The organism is Ammoniphilus soli (assembly GCF_040813775.1).
Genome location: NZ_JBEGDL010000003.1, coordinates 310,895 through 329,974 on the forward strand (window position 1 = coordinate 310,895; position 19,080 = coordinate 329,974).

The 19,080-nt window shown below is 40.4% G+C and carries 21 protein-coding genes and 5 pseudogenes; 8 read left to right on the top strand and 18 right to left on the bottom strand.

Annotation, left to right across the window (positions count from 1 at the left end; translation table 11 throughout):
- Positions 1–461: 461 nt before the first annotated feature.
- Positions 462–626: a hypothetical protein gene (locus ABLT31_RS09190; protein ID WP_367750930.1), complete on the bottom strand. Its 165-nt coding sequence runs from the start codon at positions 624–626 to the stop codon at positions 462–464.
- A gap of 207 nt (positions 627–833) precedes the next feature.
- Positions 834–1,103 carry a hypothetical protein gene (locus ABLT31_RS09195; RefSeq protein ID WP_367750932.1) on the bottom strand — a complete coding sequence of 90 codons (270 nt, stop codon included), beginning with the start codon at positions 1,101–1,103 and terminating at the stop codon, positions 834–836.
- A 1,627-nt stretch (positions 1,104–2,730) separates the two neighbouring features.
- Here ABLT31_RS09195 and ABLT31_RS09200 point away from each other — a divergent pair.
- The 3 genes and pseudogenes from ABLT31_RS09200 (at position 2,731) to ABLT31_RS09210 (ending at position 4,088) form a co-directional block, all read left to right on the top strand.
- Positions 2,731–3,204: a YqeG family HAD IIIA-type phosphatase gene (locus ABLT31_RS09200; RefSeq protein WP_367750934.1), complete on the top strand. Its 474-nt coding sequence runs from the start codon at positions 2,731–2,733 to the stop codon at positions 3,202–3,204.
- 335 nt (positions 3,205–3,539) lie between these two features.
- Positions 3,540–3,678: pseudogene (locus tag ABLT31_RS09205) on the top strand (DUF1657 domain-containing protein).
- Positions 3,679–3,773: 95 nt separating this feature from the next.
- On the top strand, positions 3,774–4,088 hold the full coding sequence (locus ABLT31_RS09210) for a hypothetical protein (protein WP_367750936.1): 315 nt from the start codon (positions 3,774–3,776) through the stop codon (positions 4,086–4,088).
- 245 nt (positions 4,089–4,333) lie between these two features.
- Here ABLT31_RS09210 and ABLT31_RS09215 read toward each other — a convergent pair whose 3' ends face one another.
- Positions 4,334–4,492 carry a hypothetical protein gene (locus tag ABLT31_RS09215; protein WP_367750938.1) on the bottom strand — a complete coding sequence of 53 codons (159 nt, stop codon included), beginning with the start codon at positions 4,490–4,492 and terminating at the stop codon, positions 4,334–4,336.
- Positions 4,493–4,908: 416 nt separating this feature from the next.
- On the opposite strand from ABLT31_RS09215, the gene ABLT31_RS09220 reads away from it, so the two are divergent.
- On the top strand, positions 4,909–5,061 hold the full coding sequence (locus ABLT31_RS09220; protein WP_367750940.1) for a hypothetical protein: 153 nt from the start codon (positions 4,909–4,911) through the stop codon (positions 5,059–5,061).
- Between the two features lie 172 nt (positions 5,062–5,233).
- Here the strand turns inward: ABLT31_RS09220 and ABLT31_RS09225 are convergent, their stop codons facing one another.
- From ABLT31_RS09225 to ABLT31_RS09240, 4 genes and pseudogenes are all read right to left on the bottom strand, one after another.
- On the bottom strand, positions 5,234–5,527 hold the full coding sequence (locus ABLT31_RS09225) for a hypothetical protein (RefSeq protein ID WP_367750942.1): 294 nt from the start codon (positions 5,525–5,527) through the stop codon (positions 5,234–5,236).
- A 603-nt stretch (positions 5,528–6,130) separates the two neighbouring features.
- Positions 6,131–6,580, bottom strand: a pseudogene (locus ABLT31_RS09230) (sulfurtransferase TusA family protein); the annotation flags it as partial.
- A gap of 233 nt (positions 6,581–6,813) precedes the next feature.
- The gene (locus ABLT31_RS09235; protein ID WP_367750944.1) at positions 6,814–6,996 is read right to left on the bottom strand and encodes a hypothetical protein; all 183 of its coding nucleotides are present in this window, start codon (positions 6,994–6,996) and stop codon (positions 6,814–6,816) included.
- Positions 6,997–7,114: 118 nt separating this feature from the next.
- Positions 7,115–7,228, bottom strand: a pseudogene (locus tag ABLT31_RS09240) (MBL fold metallo-hydrolase); the annotation flags it as partial.
- 102 nt (positions 7,229–7,330) lie between these two features.
- Between ABLT31_RS09240 and ABLT31_RS09245 the strand changes: the two are divergent.
- Complete coding sequence (locus ABLT31_RS09245) at positions 7,331–7,594, top strand: FAD/FMN-containing dehydrogenase (RefSeq protein WP_367750947.1); 264 nt, start codon at positions 7,331–7,333, stop codon at positions 7,592–7,594.
- Positions 7,595–7,621: 27 nt separating this feature from the next.
- On the opposite strand, the gene ABLT31_RS09250 is transcribed toward ABLT31_RS09245, so the two are convergent.
- The 5 genes from ABLT31_RS09250 to ABLT31_RS09270 all read right to left on the bottom strand — a co-directional run bounded on the left by ABLT31_RS09250 (position 7,622) and on the right by ABLT31_RS09270 (position 11,553).
- Complete coding sequence (locus tag ABLT31_RS09250) at positions 7,622–9,289, bottom strand: glycosyltransferase family 39 protein (protein WP_367750948.1); 1,668 nt, start codon at positions 9,287–9,289, stop codon at positions 7,622–7,624.
- A gap of 128 nt (positions 9,290–9,417) precedes the next feature.
- The gene (locus tag ABLT31_RS09255) at positions 9,418–10,071 is read right to left on the bottom strand and encodes a FusB/FusC family EF-G-binding protein (protein ID WP_367750950.1); all 654 of its coding nucleotides are present in this window, start codon (positions 10,069–10,071) and stop codon (positions 9,418–9,420) included.
- 167 nt (positions 10,072–10,238) lie between these two features.
- The gene (locus ABLT31_RS09260) at positions 10,239–10,502 is read right to left on the bottom strand and encodes a CD3324 family protein (protein ID WP_367750952.1); all 264 of its coding nucleotides are present in this window, start codon (positions 10,500–10,502) and stop codon (positions 10,239–10,241) included.
- 335 nt (positions 10,503–10,837) lie between these two features.
- The gene (locus ABLT31_RS09265; RefSeq protein WP_367750954.1) at positions 10,838–11,026 is read right to left on the bottom strand and encodes a hypothetical protein; all 189 of its coding nucleotides are present in this window, start codon (positions 11,024–11,026) and stop codon (positions 10,838–10,840) included.
- Between the two features lie 149 nt (positions 11,027–11,175).
- Entirely contained in the window at positions 11,176–11,553 is a 378-nt protein-coding gene (locus ABLT31_RS09270; protein ID WP_367750955.1) for a hypothetical protein, read from the bottom strand.
- On the opposite strand from ABLT31_RS09270, the gene ABLT31_RS09275 reads away from it, so the two are divergent.
- From ABLT31_RS09275 to ABLT31_RS09285, 3 genes and pseudogenes are all read left to right on the top strand, one after another.
- Positions 11,553–12,143, top strand: a complete 591-nt coding sequence (locus ABLT31_RS09275) for a LytTR family DNA-binding domain-containing protein (protein ID WP_462976481.1) — start codon at positions 11,553–11,555, stop codon at positions 12,141–12,143. The two genes, ABLT31_RS09270 and ABLT31_RS09275, sit on opposite strands and share 1 nt — an antisense overlap.
- Before the next feature lie 129 nt (positions 12,144–12,272).
- Positions 12,273–13,152, top strand: a pseudogene (locus ABLT31_RS09280) (acetyl-CoA hydrolase/transferase C-terminal domain-containing protein).
- A 17-nt stretch (positions 13,153–13,169) separates the two neighbouring features.
- Entirely contained in the window at positions 13,170–13,367 is a 198-nt protein-coding gene (locus ABLT31_RS09285) for a hypothetical protein (RefSeq protein WP_367750959.1), read from the top strand.
- A gap of 46 nt (positions 13,368–13,413) precedes the next feature.
- Here the strand turns inward: ABLT31_RS09285 and ABLT31_RS09290 are convergent, their stop codons facing one another.
- The 6 genes and pseudogenes from ABLT31_RS09290 to ABLT31_RS09315 form a co-directional block, all read right to left on the bottom strand.
- The gene (locus tag ABLT31_RS09290; RefSeq protein ID WP_367750961.1) at positions 13,414–13,683 is read right to left on the bottom strand and encodes a molecular chaperone GrpE; all 270 of its coding nucleotides are present in this window, start codon (positions 13,681–13,683) and stop codon (positions 13,414–13,416) included.
- A 97-nt stretch (positions 13,684–13,780) separates the two neighbouring features.
- Positions 13,781–14,662, bottom strand: a complete 882-nt coding sequence (locus ABLT31_RS09295) for a CoB--CoM heterodisulfide reductase iron-sulfur subunit B family protein (RefSeq protein WP_367750963.1) — start codon at positions 14,660–14,662, stop codon at positions 13,781–13,783.
- Complete coding sequence (locus tag ABLT31_RS09300; protein ID WP_367750965.1) at positions 14,659–15,615, bottom strand: succinate dehydrogenase/fumarate reductase iron-sulfur subunit; 957 nt, start codon at positions 15,613–15,615, stop codon at positions 14,659–14,661. Before ABLT31_RS09300 ends, ABLT31_RS09295 begins: the two co-directional genes overlap by 4 nt.
- Positions 15,615–17,096 carry an FAD-binding protein gene (locus ABLT31_RS09305; RefSeq protein WP_367750967.1) on the bottom strand — a complete coding sequence of 494 codons (1,482 nt, stop codon included), beginning with the start codon at positions 17,094–17,096 and terminating at the stop codon, positions 15,615–15,617. Before ABLT31_RS09305 ends, ABLT31_RS09300 begins: the two co-directional genes overlap by 1 nt.
- The gene (locus ABLT31_RS09310) at positions 17,059–17,325 is read right to left on the bottom strand and encodes an FAD-dependent oxidoreductase (RefSeq protein WP_367750969.1); all 267 of its coding nucleotides are present in this window, start codon (positions 17,323–17,325) and stop codon (positions 17,059–17,061) included. Before ABLT31_RS09310 ends, ABLT31_RS09305 begins: the two co-directional genes overlap by 38 nt.
- 29 nt (positions 17,326–17,354) lie before the next feature.
- Positions 17,355–18,667: pseudogene (locus ABLT31_RS09315) on the bottom strand (anion permease).
- Between the last annotated feature and the right edge of the window lie 413 nt (positions 18,668–19,080).

Consider the following 19,080-nt stretch of genomic DNA (forward strand, 5'->3'; position numbering starts at 1 on the left):
AAAAACCACCTTCAAGGATGAAGGTGGCAATTGGATGGGATGTAGAAGTGAAATCAGAGTATGAAGATCCCCTCTGATAACTAAAATATAGCCTTTCATATGTTATTTTGTACCATTATTGTTAAAAAATCTGACTGTTGTTTTTCGAAAGAGTAGATCTCCTATTAAGTAAATCCTAATTACCCTAAAAGTTAGTTTTTATCAAAAAAAGAAGCTTTTCTAGACACTTCTCTCGATTCTTATTTTAGCTCTGATTCAAATTCGAGTTTTCCATTTTTATGTTCATATCGCTTCATTCCAACAAGTTTACGTTCTAATTTCCAATCTTCTGCCCATTTATGAAGAGTATGGTTACATCATAAAATTGAAGATTTATTACTTTATCAGGATAGCCATCAAAAAATGAAATCGCTGGAGAATTCTTAAACAATCTTACCGTATCATTTTCAGTTACATTTGGTTTATATTTTATTAATTTTCACCGATCCAACTTTTGAAACTTGCTTGTTTTCATAACGATAAACTGAAATCCAGTTTTCAACTTCTCCGTTCGATTTATTATTAAGTTGCTCATGAATAACAAGCTCATTCAACTTATTTCCTGTAATATTGGTTAATCCAGACATCAATGGATATTGCCAATTATATAACCATCTTTCTTTATATATGGAAGACTTACGTTAACACCGTTCTTCTCATCTTTAAGGATATAAAAATTGTCTTCAGGATTAATAAAAATTCCCATGTGCTCATAGTGATCTTATCGCCAAGTGAAATTGTATGAGTAGAAGCAGATGCTCTTTCTCCTTAGTTGGTATATAGTTTGCTTTTCTTTATTTGAATATTTCATCTGTTTTAATTAACGTATTATTTTCAATTTTAAAGTTTGCGAATCTTATAAGCTTACTGTTCGGATAAGACCCTTGATAATATTGAACATTTAAAGCTGGGTTGTTTTGACTGTCAATAGTTTTGGTCGTTTTCGTCCAAACGGCAGGGTCATGCTTAATTTGCATGTCGTTCACTTTCCTTAAATCATGGTTAAAATCCCAACTATACGTTGAAATTGTGGTACTACCATTCATGTCATTTTGTTCTATCATAATCTCGGATCATCTCGTAAATTATCCCATCTCCCAACACTTCCAATAACAAATCAACATTTTGGTGCTCAACTATCTTTACAGCGTTAGTTATCGTTGGCTCATAAGTCTGTTTTGTTGGTGCTGAATAGTCCTTTAAATAAAGGGAAGTATCGTTTGTATCCCCGGTCTTGATAAGATACACATTATTAGGGATACCTGTTTATCGAAAGAATAAGAACTCATAAATGCAAGTAAATAGCTTTTATCCCCGCCATCCGACACAACTGTATAACACGATGTAACTTTTTGTCGAATTGTTTCAGTACACGGATAATTTGCTCTATATTATAGTAAAGATAATGATTATTTATTGACCTTCAAACAAATAAAAAAAGCCGCTAATAGCGGTAACAGAGATGCATAAAGATAAAAACATTCGACAATCATTATCTTATTAGAATAATTCTAGCGAGTCAAGATATATAGTATACAATAAACACGTTTGACGGTCATAAGTGTGCATGGTTGATTCCATGCACCTTTTAATTTTCAAAAAAAGGGACATCAGCCATTAGACTCTTGCCCTAATTATAATTCTGTAAGTATCCATTGTCCTCTAATCTGTTTAACCACCCTTTAATGGTTCTTGGGTGCCTACCAAAATGTTCGACCATCTCTGTCATTGTTGGTTTTTTAAAGTTCCGTTCCTTTAAGTACATCCACATTAAGTACTCACTTTTGCCAAGATCCAAGATGATTTGTATACCCATTTACTCCTCCAATACTACAATTGCAATTGACTATTTATAATCGTGTAAATGCTTCCCTTTTATTTTAATACAAACGTTTGAATATTGGAAGGATAAAATTCTGTAAAACCATAAACCTAAGACAGAGACAGTAAACAAAAAAGGATGTCAGCCATAAAGACCAACATCCATTAACATGTAGCAGGGGGCTACACCTTATAATTGAGATAGGGGATTTTTGATTTGTTACATTTGTATTATAAACTTATTTGCCATATATGTAACCATTTAAAATATGGAACTACTTCACTCTTTTTAAACAAAAAATAAAAAGGAGTCTCTGCAACTCCCGATAAATAATAACTCCCCAGGAACCTTAATTCACTTCACCCCCATAAGAGCTTCTTAGAAATAGTTTACTGTGGAATGTTATTAGTAAAATAAAAAGACCATGTCGAGCTTGTCCTCGAAATGATCTTGTCAAAAACATTGTTTATTATTCCTATTTGTATTCCGCCAGCCCCATCCTTCGCTAGGCGGTCATGACAGCCCCACTTGCTGTCCTACCAATGTCATTTTAACCAACCAATATGAAAAATATATGAAAGAGCTATTAAGATTTTGAGTAAGATTAGTTTTGGTTAGGTTTTGAACCATTACTCCTTCCAACATAGAAAAGACCCTGAGTTCTTCAGGATCTGTAAAACCTCTATTTTAATAACCTATCGATCCTCGTTACTTCAATAAGGTGTACATAACTTACCATTTTATCTTGAATAATAACTAGAACAGGAGGAGACAGGTTATGACGACTAAAAATGTAGTTCAAACGCTAAATGAATTTTTAAAAGGACAGTATATAGTGGCTATATTATATCTCTAAACGGAGGAAGCTTATGCCTATTTTTAAACCTTCCCAAATTGCACGTTCGATTTATGAGATAGACGGAGACGCGCTGCAGCGAGCAGGAATTAAAGGACTAATACTTGACTGGAATAATACATTAACGAAGAATTCTGAGTTTTCATCAGATTCACTGAAAACATGGCTGAAAGACTTTCAGACCCGATATGCGGTAAAGCTGATTATCGTCTCGAACAGCAAACCTCCGACTCAAGGAAACGGGCTGGTTAATGATATTCCAGCTTTGTTCGAAGCGGGCAAACCGAAGAAAAGAGCATTTTTTGCGGCCATGGATATACTCGGAACGCGCATAAACGAAACAGCGGTTATTGGCAATGGCATTATTACTGATTTATGGGGCGGAAACCGGCTTGGGATGTACACTATTTTCGTATCTCCTTCATGGACGAAACCTAGGTTTATAGGGGCGTTAAAACGGCTAATGGTAAAAGTGCTTCGAGTATAGATGAATGGCCCTGTTCACCAGTACGAGAGGGTGGAGTTTTTCCTCCGCCTCAACCTCATCGTTATAATAATTGAACATTGTTTTCCTAAAGATAACGCAACCCCCATCCAATTATCATTTATTTACCATTAACATCGTTTGCTTCTCCTTATTTTCCTTTTTGTCATACTGTGTTTTTTTAAAAAAAAAACTTAGTCAATGAGTTTCAGTTAACCAATACATTTATTTCCTGAGATAAGAATGATTCTACTGTGCATGCTATTTCTGTGGTTTTAACCACATTAATTATCAAGGTGGATGATCCATAACTATCTTTAAAAAGCGCCCAAGCTAATTTGGAAACCTTCGCATTTCAAACCGAAAATAAACAAGCAAAGCAACTGTACTCTCAAACGGCTCGACAAAACTCAAGCGATTGTTGGCTCCTTAGAATCCCGTGTTCAACAATTAGAGCAAAAAGAACCTCAATATTAAGGTTTTTAAGCAAACAAGTTCAGCCTACATCTCTTTGATATAGGCATCAACCATTTGAAGTGGGTTAGCTCCTATTTAAAAAGGCGGTGAAGAGCATGCGAGAAGCTTTAGCTTCATTTTTAATTCAAGGAATTAGTTCAGCAACTGTTCGGTGGACAAATAAACGCAACAACAATATTAAGACATTGCTTTGGGTGGTCGGATTTGGCATCGTTGCCTTAGCTCTAGCAAGAAATTTCAATGCAAGAGGAATCTGGGGCCAAATGTCTCAGCCGATAAAAAACATGCGTAACCAGATGGTGAAATCCTTTTCCAATGTAATTAACAAAAAAGAGCCTCTTCAGAATTCTGAACAACCATCTTTTGTTGATGGAGAAGCAGTTCATGATGATGAATTGCGAATTCAGTAGAAGGTTCTACTAACATGACTCCAAATAACAGAAGATAAGGTTACTAAAGGAACTCCGCAAAAACGATGCGGAGTTCCTCTTTTACCAAAAAAAATGGTTTCGCTTATTTGGCTAGGCATGTGCACAGAGATTATCCGAGGGGTTTGGATCGTTGGAGCAGTTATTTTGATGGGCGTTTGTAAAGTTAAAAGGTTTGACGGCTTTAGTTAGTTTCCCCCCCCAAAAAAAAGCCCTGTATAAGCAGGTCAATTACCTAATTCAACTTGATGCTTTTGATATCCCCTAATCTCTTCTTTAATTGATTTGATTTGAGCAAATAAGCCAAGTCTTTCCTGCCACGTAATATCATTACGCAATGCATGTTCTTTCAACTTCTCTTTTTCGAGTATCAACCAATCAATCAATGACTTGTTCTGATGGGAATATCCTCTAATAATAAGCGTCACCCTTTTCGTTTATAATGTTTTAAATTTTATGATAACTAGTGATTAATTTTAGATTAACCCCCTATATTTGTAAATATCCTTATAAATTTAGTTTGATAGAAAATTTCACAATTCTGAGACCACAATATTTTTTCCTATATTATTGGATGTGGGCTAACTGGATTTATCTAGTTACAGGACTTTTTTGTGTTATATCTTCTAACATACACACAAACATATCTACGGGAATCTGTTAAGATTATCTCATAAATAAAAATTAACTATGCAAAAGAAATATCTTGTATCAGAGTGAAATTTAGGTATGTAAGCGTTACCGTATCGACAACTATATGGTATAATATTAAAGTACACAGTTTTAAAGGAGGATGATACTGGTGTCTAGATACAAAATTGAAAGCTCAAGACCTTCCTTACCATCCGACCTTGAGGAACTACTTGAGCTGTTTGAGACTGAAGGAGAAATTCATGAGTTTGCTAAAGATCTTGTTAGAAGTCACTATGAAGGTAAATGGGAAGAAGTCATTTAAATATAAACCCTCTACTTCACTAGTATGCACCCCTTAAAGTAGACAGTGGAAAAACCCCTAGGGAAAATCCATAATACTTTAGGGGTGCATCTTTGTTATGGCAAAAAAGGGACAGAAACTTAAGACGTATAGCTTTGAGTTTAAAGAAGAAACCATACCCAAAAGAGTATGGCTAATCGTTATCTCGATTAAAGAACTCTACACTTACGACATCAACGAGATTATCACGCTCAAATGTAGCTAATACTGTGTCACCTACAAATATGTCATCCTCTGTTACAATATCATCCCTTGAGAAATGTATTGTACTTCCATCATTCCAAGATCCATAGAACTGATCATTTGTAATTTTTTCAACTACGTATTGCAGAATTACAGTTGGTGGGTCTTCCATATCACCACATGCAAATGTAGGAGATGCGATGAGGACTAGCAGGAATAGAAGAGAAATGATTTTGTTGTACATATACATCCCCCATATACAATTATTGGAATAGTGTTAATAAATTGTATAATATTTTCTTAATTGAATAAAGAGATATAATGTTACATATTTCTCCAACTTTTTCATTGTTGATCGAGTTTCAATTTTCCTTTCATTGTCAATCATTATAACAAACGCAATGGAGAGGAATGAATGATATGAAGTGTACTAAATGCTCTAAAAGTGTGAGTCAATCACCAAAAGACCGAAATGGACTTTGCAATAAATGCTATTAGTAACTGTTTATCCCTCCGGTTTTGAAAAATTCTTTCAAGAGCTAAGTAAACTTGCTAAATACGGAATATTTTTTCGAAGTGAATGCCAACAATACCAGTGACTCCCCTTGCGAAAGAGGATTTCTTTAAGAAACGCAGATTTTACATAATATTTACTTGTTTGTAACACTGACTTAATCCAGTTTCACTATTGGATTGGCCATTTCTAATGTATAAAACAATTCATAATTTATTTATACCTCTCTCACTCCCCTTTCCTGGTATTATAATATAGGAAGAAAATGTAAGTTTAGTGGATATCTTGCTTGACCACAAACTTTATATATCGAATATTTTGCCGACCTTTTTAACATTGCTGTATGATTTGATCTTCTTGTTTAAGCTCATTCCATCGGTCTTCAAGTTGTCCCATCGGAACAGAAAGGGCGCCTGGAATGTGGCCGAAAGCATATTCTGCAGGTTCGCGGACATCCAATACCACCATGGACTGTCCATCCTCTACCATCTTTTGCAGATCCTCATTGGAGATAATATGAGGAAATTTGGCTTCTTCCTTCACCTCATCGGGATCCGCTTTTCGCAAGTAGTGCTTAAATACCCCGTTCTCTTCAACTGTTCCTAGGTATTGATGTCCTGTATTTCTAGCCCAGCCCTGAATATCTGCTACAGATCCTTTATCCGTGGCTTGGAGCTCGAGAACTTGGCCTGGCTGAATTTCCTCTATTCCTTTTTTTGTTTTGACGATCGGCATAGGACAAGCTAATCCTTTGGCATCAATGGTTTTATCAACTAAAATAATCATAATCTGTCCCCTTTTCTTTTGTATTTACATATACCCCAATGGGTATTATATGAACTAAAAAAATATTTGCTCTTTATTTTTATACCGTTATGGGTATATTAAACTTCATTAGTGACTCTGTCAACCCTTATTTTTATCTTACTTCATAAAATTCGTTTGCTTTGGTTTTCCACTTTTTAACCGAGAGATCACGCATATAAGGTTCCTCCCATTTCCTGACTCGATAATTTTCAATTGGTCTTGTTCCATATCTCTGAACCCATCCAGGGACAGCCCGTACTTCCGTCCCAGCTAAAGTATCTTGGTAAGACAATCGCCACATAGGATTTCTGGGTACGCGCCATGTCTTCAAGCAGCGATTCCTTCACATCGCTTGGAAACTGAATCATCGTAATACTTTCACCACCTTTCAATATTACATATACCCCTATGTGTATTATTATAGTTTATTTTTATCCGTTGTCAATAGTCGCTAAAGGAAGAATACCCTTGGTCTAACTCCCTCCATTGCATTATAAAATGCCACTCCAAATCATGGACAGCACAACGGTTTGGCACGATCTCCATCTCCTGTCGTTCCTCTTCACTAGGCTGAATCTTGCCCATGTTGGTTTGTCGGATTTCCTGGCAGGCATTGGGCTGTGGCAGTCAGTTCATTACTTAGTCATTTCTTCTCCATAACTTCTACATAAATTTTTCCGATAATAAAGGTGTAAAGAAAAAGCACTTTTTAAGGAGGGATGAAAAATGAGAAAGCTAATCGTCGGTGGAGTGGTAACCGCCCTTCTCCTTGCGGGGGGCATCGGAGCTGTATGGGCTGTCGAGGATGTCACTCCAACTCCGCCTGATGCAAAGACGTTTGAGGAAATGCTTCCGTTCATGAAAAAAATGCATCCCGATGTAACTGACGAAACCTTAAAGGAAGTGTTTAATGCTTGCCATGGCGATGGAGCTGGGGGCATGATGGGCAAGGGAATGGGCTGGCATCAGAATATGATGAGAGGACTATAATCTCTCAAGAACAAAAGCAGCCGGTTTCTATGAATCCGGCTGCTTTTTCCCTGATTTTGAAACTGTCATTCGCCCGATAAAATAAGTCAGTTTTCCACTTTCCCCTTTGATAATCTCTTCATCCCGCCACGTAATATCAAAGAGCTCCGTTATCTTATTTTTATTATCCAGAGTAAGTACGTACCAAGTATCCGGTTTATTCTTAGACAGCACTTTCCTCCATCTTGCATAAAAAGTGGAGTCCAATCCTTCTCCGAAATTCGACTGAGTTGCCTGGACCTCACGCACTTCATTGGGATCAATCCCCACTAGAGGGCTTGAAAATCCATTCACCCGCAGCATCTTACTGACGGCTTCCGCTTGTTTGACTTGTTTGTCCACCACGATCGGCGATTGTGTGGTGTTCTTTTCCTGCAATGTCTGCACGGCTAAAAATTCAGCCGTATTGTCCTGCCCAGTCTCAATGTAGGATTCTGCATAACTGTAAAAATGATAAAGTGGCAAGATCAGGACAACAGCCCAGCCAAATGCCATCAGCGATCCGGATACCAGTATCCAAGAGCGTTGGCTGAAGCTCGATGCCATCTGACGGATCCAAGCGCTAAAGGCTATAGCTATTGCCACGAAACAAATCGGAAAAAGATAAGCAATATACCTCGTCCATACATAGAACAAATATTGGTCATTTAAGACGGGAATTACCAAGAAGCTCGATACCAAAATCGCTAATAACATCCCACCATGACGATGTGCACGCAATCTGCGGAATCCATCAACTAAACCTATGAGAAAGGGAACAATCATCCACAGGCTAAGAGTATGCAGCCAGCCCTGTCCATCAGGAAATGTACTGGATAAGGAATATACTAACTCCCTTCCCATCTCTGCAATATTACTTAGATAGGTTTGTACCGTCCAATCCTGATTGAGGGCATACTCCTTTCGCTTCACCCAAAGAACGGAATCCAGTGGATTTATTACGTTATGGACAATCATATTACTATATCCTGCAATAAACGCAATTGCGGCTACTCTAAAGGAAGTTTTCCGGTAAAAAGCGCGCCATCCAAAATGACGGCCGAGGTAAAACGCCACTCCGAGCAAAACTGCCGCGACAGAAGGATGTGTCTGAAGGGCAATGGCCCAAGCTATACCCGTTATCGCCCATAAAAGCCATCTTTCCTGGTCGATTGTCTTAAGAGTGATTAAGATCGCTAAACCTACAAAAAATGGAGTGGTATCGTTAGACCATGCCATATGTGTAACAAGGATGTGCATTGCGTTCGTGGTCAATAGTAACGCTGCAATCCAGGCTGTAAGTTTTCCTTCCCAGTGCCTAACGATCAAATAGATAATCACAACAGTAGCTGCACTTAAAATAGCTACATATAATCTTGGGATATATACGTTATAGCCAAATATAGAGAAAAGTCCGGCTAGCATGTAGTTATGAAAGGGGCCTATGTCATGAGATGTATTATGAAGCGGCCACAGCTCCCCTCTTGCGATCTTCGCTGAAAGTTCAATTTCCCGCCATTCGTCGATAAATCGTGGGACATCGTACAGGTAAGGAAGTCGAATAATAAGTGCGAGTATAAATAACAAGATGCAAAGGGAATATTCACTTAAAAACCGATGTGCGAATTTATTCGCTGCTTTGGCTGCTATTCCTGAAAAAGGTCCTTGTGTCCCCATCCCTAACGATCTCCTTCATCATAAGATGTATGTTCATAACCATTATTTACAGGAACATATAATTATAATACCGTTAGGCTGAAGGTTTTCGAAAAATCACGAAAAGCAGCTATTGAGCTGCTTTTTGACTACTGTATAACGCTTTGAATGAATCTTTCTAATGACGTGGTATCCGTAATATTCTTGTTACATGCATGACTATTGATACACATATAGTTGCCCACTGATTTATAATAATCGGGTGAAGTATTTGCCGGTCTTGACTTAGACATCGCCGAAACCAAGGCAACTTCTCCAAAGCTATTACAAAGTGAGCATATATCTTTCTTATTCGTAAGGGTATATTTCCCTTCAACACCAACGACTTGCCCCCTCAGATGATACACCAAAAACCACTTGGTTGTAGAAATATCCGTCCAGCCGATGTAGGTGAAATGGCGATAATTTAACGTTGCTAAATCAGGCAGCGTTAATTTTTTATTTTTGGCAAATAGCTTTTTAATCTCTTTTTCGGTCACTTTCGGAAATTCCACCAAAAAAGGCACCAATGAACTTAGGTAATGCTGAAAATCTTCGGCAGCTTTCAGCTCTGAAAACTTCTCTAAAATTTCTCTTTGGGTCTCCGTCACCTCCGAAAACCCTTCTAAAACTTTAGACTCAGCACTATACCTCACAGCTTCCAACACTTTTGGATCAGAAACCGTTCTAGTAGCCTGCTGCAGGATCCCCGCTTGCTTCCGAATTAGGTTATATTGATGATTTCTAATAAATGGCTCCACCATAAAATTCCCTCCAAACCATAACTAACAAAATTTATCTTTTCTTTCTTTGTTTTTACTTTACAGCTTAAGCTTCCTTTTTAAAATGTATAGAACGGCTAAGAAACAAACTCTACATATAAAAAACACCGATAATCCTTAAGATCATCAGTGTTATATTCCCTACTTGCCTATTTAGAATAAACAATTTTCTTGATCGTTTCAATAGAAAGGAAATACTCCTCAGCTAATTGTTCAATCGCCCTGCCGCCTTTGAATGCCATTCGAATAGCCGTGTTTCTCTCATCGATAAGCTTTCTACCACCAGAACGAGTTCCCCATTTTTGATATGTTGTTTCTGGTTTAGGAATATAGATGCTTTCTCCCTGAACATACTTTTGAATTTCTAATATCAAGCTTTCAGGTAAAATTGCAGTTGCATTTACATATTTCATTTCTGCCAGCCCCTTATTTTTTATAAATAACGAAAATAAGGTGCAAAGCCAGATATTATATAGGCGATTTAGTATAAGTCCACCTCATGCAAAGTATCGCCTCCAATACTAGGCTTTGCATGAGACGCTGCAGTTTCTGGCAAAACGTTCTTTTTAACCATACAACCACCCCCTTCCAAAATCATGCCAAAAATAATACTGTGCAACTTGATTATAAGATAATTGTAAAATTTTTGCATCCTGAACTGAATCGAATCGAATTACTCAAAGACCACCACTATTTTTTTCATATAGTCTTCAAGGCTATCGAGGGACGATTTGATTTGATTGAGGTCTTAATTTTTTGCCGCTTGCTCAAAGTCTTTGCCAATTAGGGAGATCAAGTCAAAGCCATATCCCGATCCAAAGCCTTTCATACTGTGACCTATCGAACGAATCAACTCAAAGTCTTCATTTTTCATTGCTTCTTTCAAGATCGCGATATCCTTTTCCCGATTCTCCAGAAATCCGGCAGTATAATCCATCTGCTTCAGCTATTTCTTTCTCTAATATCTCCCGTGGGACAGGCATATCCTCTTCTTCCCATATCCGAACCTCACAGGTCTCTCTCATTCTTTCAGTGACCGTCATGGGTATTTTCCTAGTTATATAGTCCTTCGGCTTCATTTTCTGCCTAATCTTGCTCCATAAAATTCCTTGGTTCCAAAATAGGCAAATACAGACCCATCGCGTCCTTGTTTTGGTATTGAAATACCGCGAGATAACTTCGGTTTGAGGAAATATATCCTTCCTGAATGAAGCTAAATAAAATATCTTTCTCTTGTGCAAATTCATCCCGATAGGGTGCAAACGGCGAAATAAAGCGAACGTCGTACCCTCCTACCATTCCAACATCACGGGCTTGTAGCCCAAACTGATTTCTTCTTCTTTCCGCTTCTAAGAACATGTCTTTAATATAGTAGATAATTTCCCCAACTGAGGCTAATTGTAAGGGTTCAAACTGATTAAACTTTATCCATCCGCTTACCCGACTAAGTTGAAGAAACTTCAATCGCTGTAGCCAATGACCAGCAATTCATTTCCTATCACCCTAGTAGAAAAATTGACTTGAAAATTCAGCCTGGTGATCGAGTACGAGTACAAGAAGGAACTCTTACATTTCAAGCACTGACCAACCAGCAACGGATCGCTCAGTATATAGACAGTCCTCTTTTTGGCGTCTCCTATTTTGGAATGTCTATTCCCATTTTACAGCAAGGATCTCCTACTGGCTGCGTAACGGCCATTCTGCCATCCAAACCCAAAAAGAGCATGCCCCCTTTTGTCCCAGTAAAAACGGAAGATCATTGGCTTCCTATTCCTTTTGAACAAATACACTACCTGGAAACGCAAAACCGAAAAACGTTTGTGAAGTCGGAAAAAGGGAGCGGCTTTCATAAACATACATTGAATGAATTTGAATGGTACTTGCCTGAAGACTGCTTTATTCGTTGCCATCGCTCCTATATTGCGAATATTCATTTTATATCAGAAATCTACCCGGACTCCCACTCTACTTTTTTATTGATCATGAAAGATAAAACAAAGATTCCAGTGAGCCAAGGATATGCCAGTTACTTTAGAAAGATGCTTTCCTTCTAGTTGAACTATGCTGGTTTTTGTCGAATCTATGCTGGTTCAGCCTGATATTAGCTAGATTATCCCAAAACCAATGCACTTTCTTTTGGAATTGATAAAATAATAGCAAAAGAAAAAAAGAGGCGATTGGAAATGGAACTGGAGAAAACCATACTAAACCGTATTCGAGATTCTCGATTGCATGATCGCATAGTCTCAGCTGATGTGGTGGCTTCTTGGATTCAAGATGGTATGACCCTTGGCTTAAGTGGATTTACGCGATCCGGGGATGCCAAAGCGGTTCCTTTTGAACGGGCTAAGCAGGATCCCCTAAAGGTGAACGTCTATACGGGGGCTTCCCTTGGTTCCGATATTGACAAAATCATGGCTGAAGCTGCATGCTGTGTTTGATTTGCTGGATGCCGGTAAAATACAATTTGCTTCTTGTCGTTCGATTACGCTCTCTGCTGCCAAAATGAACGAAGTGTTTTCTCATTTTGAGCGATACCGTGACCGATTAATGCTTCGCCCGCAAGAAATGTCAAACCATCCGGAAATTGTTCGGCGGTTAGGTCTCATTTCTATTAACACGGCCTTAGAGGTCGACATTTATGGAAATATCAATTCTACCCATGTAATGGGTACGCATATGATGAACGGTATAGGCGGATCTGGCGATTTCGCTCGTAACGCCCGACTAGGCATTTTTGTAACGAAGTCCATTGCAAAAGATGGAAAAATCTCTAGTATCGTTCCGTTCGTCTCTCATATCGACCATACAGAGCATGACGTTGATGTCATTATTACGGAACAAGGCTATGCAGATCTGCGGGGATTGGCCCCAAAAGAACGGGTTCCCCTTATTATTGACAATTGCGCCCACCCTAGCTATCGCGCTCAGCTTCACGAATATTATCAAGAGGCCTTAAAACAAGGAGGACAAACTCCTCACGTCTTAGAAAAAGCCTTTTCTTGGCACATCAACTATGCTAAAAACGGGACCATGCTTGAAGCTGTTCCCCACACTACTTAAAGGAGGCATACACTCTCATGAATTCTTTATCTTTTCAATCGTATTTTCCGGATTTGGACGAACAATTGCAGGATCTCTATAAGGATTATCTAAAACTCTGGGAGCAAGTACAAAGAATCAAAGAAGAAGAAAAAAGTCGAGTTCAAACCCTCCCAACTGTAAAACTAGTGACCTATTACAGACAAAAAGCTGAAAAATCCGAAGTTACACCATAATAACAATGTAAAGAAAAAAAGCTCTTGCATAGGCAAGGGCTTTTTCTTATGGAGGGGAAGGAGATGATAATTCTTGCTTTAATAGCGCTTCTAAGCTTTCCATCCACCCTTGTGCACGCCCATCATTGACGGAATACGCAGTTTTTGCTGTTCCATTCATCACCTTGATCCATTTTTCTGTATCCTGATCCATAAAATAGCCTGTTATCGAAGTGGACTTCGGATGGAAGGATTTTTGAACGGAATAAATCATTCCATGATGAATATCGCTCTCCACATACACATCATGAATCCACTCGTCCTGCTTATTAAGCATTCATAGCACGTCCCCTCCCGCCAACCCTACTAATTTGGCCCGCTTTTGATATTTACGGTACTTAAACTTCACTTGGAAACTCTCCTTCCTTATTCCGTTAGACGAGTGCTAGTGTCTTTTTCAAGGCAGGAATGGCATCCACAATGTGACGGTTTATCGCCAGCTCTTCAGGCTCAAATCCCAAAGCCAAGCCAATCATTTGCGGCAAATGCAGGATCGGCATCATAATATTCTCATCGCATCCCTTCTGGGCATCAGGCTGGTACATGTCCAATTGCATTTGGCATAGCGGGCAAGGTGTCACGAGACAATCCGCTCCAGCTGCTTTCGGAGACAAGCAATTCATTCTAGTCATTCCCATGACTTCTTTTTCCGCCGGGAATACAGCATGGAATCCGCAGCAAGCAAGCCTTTGGTCAAAATCCACGCTTTCCGCTCCCAAAACCTCGGCCACCATTTCCATGGACTGAGGATTCATATGATTCTCGAAACCCATAATTTTAGGCGGGCGGACAATATGGCACCCGTAGAAATTCGCCACTTTCAATCCGGTCAATGGTCTCTTCACTTTTTTCCGCAGATTCTCTAAACCGTAATCTTTGATCAATGCCCATAATAGATGAGTAATTTCACTTGTTCCGGCATATTCCAAATGGGCCTGGTGCAGCCCTTCGTTCACTTTGTCTTTTAGTTCTTCATCATGATCCAGCCGATCCTTCGCCGTCCGGAGCATTAAGGTACACGTATTGCACACCGTAAGGATGGGAACATCAAGTTTTTCTCCTAAAGCGATGTTTCTGGCATTCACTGCCACACCTAGAAAGTCATCCACATCTTGAATATAACTCGCCCCGCAGCAGGTCCACCCTTCCAGCTCGATTAGCTCAATTCCAAGGGCTGAAGCAACTTTTTTTGTGGAGATCATCAGCTCTTCAGCCGCCGATTCTAAGGTACAACCAGGGAAAAATCCGTATCTCATTGATTGTCCACCCCTTTTGCATACTCATAAATTCGTCTTACCCCTTGAATGCCTTCAATTTCCTTCGGCATATGCAGCGGATTGATTTTTCCTTTTGTGATCATTCTTAAAGCAAAAGGAACACGCTTCATGGCTGTTTTTACTACGCCTTCCGTTTTCATCGGGAGCGTCATTTCATTCAAACGGCCTTTGTTCTTGACATCATCATGGAACGCATAGGCGTGGCGGGCCCCCAAATTCTTGGTCTCTCCCATTTTCATCGTTGTCTGTCTTAAATAAGCGACCTCAGCCGACAAATCAATCCCCTTTGGACATTGGGATACGCATTGCATACAGTGAACGCATTTCCATAGATCATTTTCTAGTACCGGACGAATATGCTCCTCGGGAGAACCATCCCTTGAATCTACTGCAAAGCGATAGGCTCGGTTGAGAATAAAAGGTTCGAGATAACCTTCTTGATTAACGGATAACTGGGTACATTCAGAGGCGCAAACCCCGCACAAAATGCAGTCTGTAGGGGAAGATATCTTCTGGAATTCTTCTTCCGACTGTTTAAATCCAGCCGATGGGCTTCCGGTCTCCTTCGGAATAATCCATGGCTTGACCACTTTCATCTTCTCTAATTTCGGCTTCCAATCCACAACTAAATCTCTTACGACCTCGAAATTTCTCATTGGCTCAAAGTTCAAGTCATCCGTCTTGAAGGTATCAAGGATTTCATCCAATGCAGTCTTACATGTCAGAAATGAGTTTCCATTTACCTTGATCGCACAGCTGCCGCAAATGGCATGGCGGCAAGCCGAGGTAAAATTTAAGGTCGGATCCTGTTCCTCCCGGATCTTGGTCAACGCCCAAAGCAAGGTTTTTCCCTTTTCATAAGGCAGTTCATATCGCTGAAGCCACTGTTTTTTCCCGTCAAAGCGTTTAATGGTATAGGTGATCTTTCTCATTAGTACTTCCTCTCCTCCGGTTGATACTTGGTGATGCGAACAGGAAGATATTCCAGTCTGAATTGCTCTCCATCTAGGTAAATTAGCGTATGGTTCAGAAATTTCCGATCATTGCGCTGAGGGTAATCCCCTCGCGAATGAGAACCTCGGCTCTCTTTTCGATCAAGTGCTCCTATGACAACCGCCTTCGCCAATTTCAAGAGATTTCCTACCTCAACATAGTTGATAAAGGCCATATTATAGCGAACGGAAGCATCCCCAATATACGTATCCTTATACTCTTCAAGCAATTCGTCAATTGTATTTAAGGCGATTTCCATGTCACTTTCCGTACGGAATATGCCTACGTTGTACCACATGGTCTCGGCCATCCGGTTGCGGATTTCAAAGATGCTTTTCCCTGTATTTTTTTTCCGCATCGTTTCAAAGATGCCCTTCCACTTCTCTGCCTCCGCCTCTATCTTCTTCGTAGAACCAAATGTGCGGTTTTTGGAAGTTTCCCGTGCTCCAAGTCCGGCATATTTTCCAAATAAAACAACGTCCGCTACTGAATTTCCTCCCAAACGATTAGCCCCATGGATCGAAACACTAGAACATTCACCAGCTGCGTGGATTCCTTCGATGGGCGTACTGCATGTTTTAAAATCTGTAACGTGGATTCCTCCCATCATATAATGACAGCTTGGACGAATGGGAACGGGCTCTTTCACCAGATCTACCCCTTCAAATTCGAGCGCCAATTCTCTCACCTGAGGCAGTCGCTCCATAATTTTCTTTTCGCCCAGATGCCGTAAATCCATGAGCACATAAGATCCCATACCTTCTCCAAATCCCCGGCCTTCCTTAATTTCTGTTTCAATGGAGCGAGAAACCAAATCGCGGGGTCCGAGTTCCATTTTTTCGGGGGCGTATCGCTGCATGAACCGTTCCCCATCCTTATTCAATAAGTATCCTCCTTCCCCGCGGCAGGCCTCGGATAACAGAACTCTAGTAGAAGCTAACCCTGTAGGATGGAACTGTACGAACTCTGGATCCTTCAGGGGAATACCTACTTCAAAGCAAGCAGCTGTCCCGTCTCCCGTCATATTGATCGCATTCGTGGTGCGGCTCCAATAAATCCGGCCAAAGCCTCCTGTGGCAATGACAACGGCCTTGGCTTGAATCGAATGAATCTCGCCGCTTCGTATATCCATCGCTACAAGCCCCTCTAGCTTCCCTTGCTCTACGGCTAAGGATAACAAAAACCATTCATCTAAAAATTCCACATCATTCTTTAAACATTGTTCAAATAGGGCATGAAGAATGACGTGTCCTGTTTTATCCGCCGAATAACAGGTTCTCGGGCTAGACGCCCCGCCAAACGGACGCTGAGCAACATTTCCGTTTTCATCTCTGGAAAAAGGGACTCCAATATAATCGAGCTCTTTAATGATTTCAGGCATATTAGTCGTGAAAAATTCTACCGCGTCCTGGTCGGCCAAAAAGTCGCTCCCCTTGACTGTATCCCGAAAATGCTTTTCCCGTAGAATCAGTGGAGTCCCGACTTTTCATTGCTGCATTAATCCCTCCCTGAGCCGCTCCCGTATGGGAGCGAGTCGGGTAGATTTTACTGATTACTGCAACTTTCACATCTTTTTCCTTGCTGGCATTCAGGGCAGCCATCATTCCTGCCCCGCCTGCTCCGACAATGACAATATCGTATTGAAGCATGGGATTCCCCCCTTAAGGAATGTTATATCCTACCAAAGTCCGATCACTTTCCACCAAAGCCCAGCGACCACCATTTGTTTTGCGTTACATATCCGGCTCCGAAGAATACAAGGGCTGGACCCGAACCGTAATGAGTGGTTGCACCGAACAGGTTACTAAAGAAAGCAAGCAACAGAGCAGCAAGCATGGCAGGAGCTCCTGCAGCTATCATGACCGCCAAGAACGCTGCATACATGGCACTAATATGGGCGGTCGAGCTGGCAAAGAAATAGTGAGTGTAGTAATAAACTAGAGCAAGAATAGCAAGAGCAGCAATCCAGGACATACCGCTGACAGAGCCTTTCATGGTTTCACTGAACCAAGGAACCATGCCCAGCTTGTTTAAGAATGTCGCCATCATGACTAGGGCAGCAAACCATACGAGCGTATCCCAAGCCCCTTGTTCCTTCTTGACATCATCCCAAGTCAAGACCTGGGATAGGAAAAGAACAGATAAACCAATGAAGGCGGTGGTAGTCGCGTCAATTGCCAATTTATCGCCAAAAATCCACAAGCTTAGAATTAAGAAAAACACACCCAACATATAGAATTCTGCTTTCTTCATTGGACCCATTTCTTTCAGCTTCTCTTCCGCCATCTTTGCCGCACCCGGTGTTTCTTTAATTTCTGGCGGATACACCTTGAATAAGAAATACGGGATCACAATTAAGCTAACTAAGCCCGGAACAATCGCCGCCCATGCCCATCCTGTCCAGGTAATATTGATCCCTGCGACGTCACTGGCTAAAGTCGCAATAAGCGGGTTGGCTGCCATGGCAGTCATGAACATTGCAGAAGTAATCAGGTTCCCTTGAAAAGCGGTTTTCATCAAGAAGGAGCCAACCTTGCGCTCAGTACCGTCATCTGCTCTAGAACCATAGGTCTCGGCTAAAGAACGGATGATAGGGAAAATAATTCCCCCGGCACGCGCTGTGTTGCTTGGAATCGCCGGAGCTAGCAGCAAGTCACTGATTAATAAGGAATAAGACAACCCTAGCGTTTTCTTTCCAAAGCGCTTCACGAACATATAGGAGATTCTAGCTCCTAGTCCTGTTTTAATGAATCCGCGGGAGATAAAGAAAGCAATAACGATGAGCCAAATGGTGCTATTTCCAAATCCGCTTAGCGTATCGGATGTGGAAAGCGTTCCGGTCAGCGCGGTGGCCATCATGGCGATGATAGCAACAGCTCCCATCGGCAGAGGCTTTGTAATAAAACCGATAATCGTGGCTACAAAGATGGCGAATAGATGCCAAGCTTTCGGATCTAATCCTTCAGGGGAAGGGATAAACCAAATGATCATTCCAACAGCAAGGGTGAGCAGCAAAGGAAGAAGTTTAACTTCAGATTCACTCTTTGATTTTTTCTTATGATCGTTAGCCGATCCCTTGAAAGAGACATCTTTAGTTTTGGGTTTAGGTTTAGCAACCATGGTATACACCTCTTATCATCAGTTTGGCAAATCTCGTTCTATACTCGACTTGCTGTAATCCATCATAATCCTCTAGGCTCGCCTCCGTTGTGAAGATCATCACTTGTCCACTTCCTGTATCCCCTGTATGATCACCTCCTGTTTCCTATGTGAATATTTCCACATGTTTTCACTTGAAGCAGAAATACTTTATATCTATTAGTCTAGAATGGCTAGCTATGGATAAAAGATTGTAAGCGATGTTAACCTTGTTTTTAGATAAAACAGGTCCATCGGGATTCACA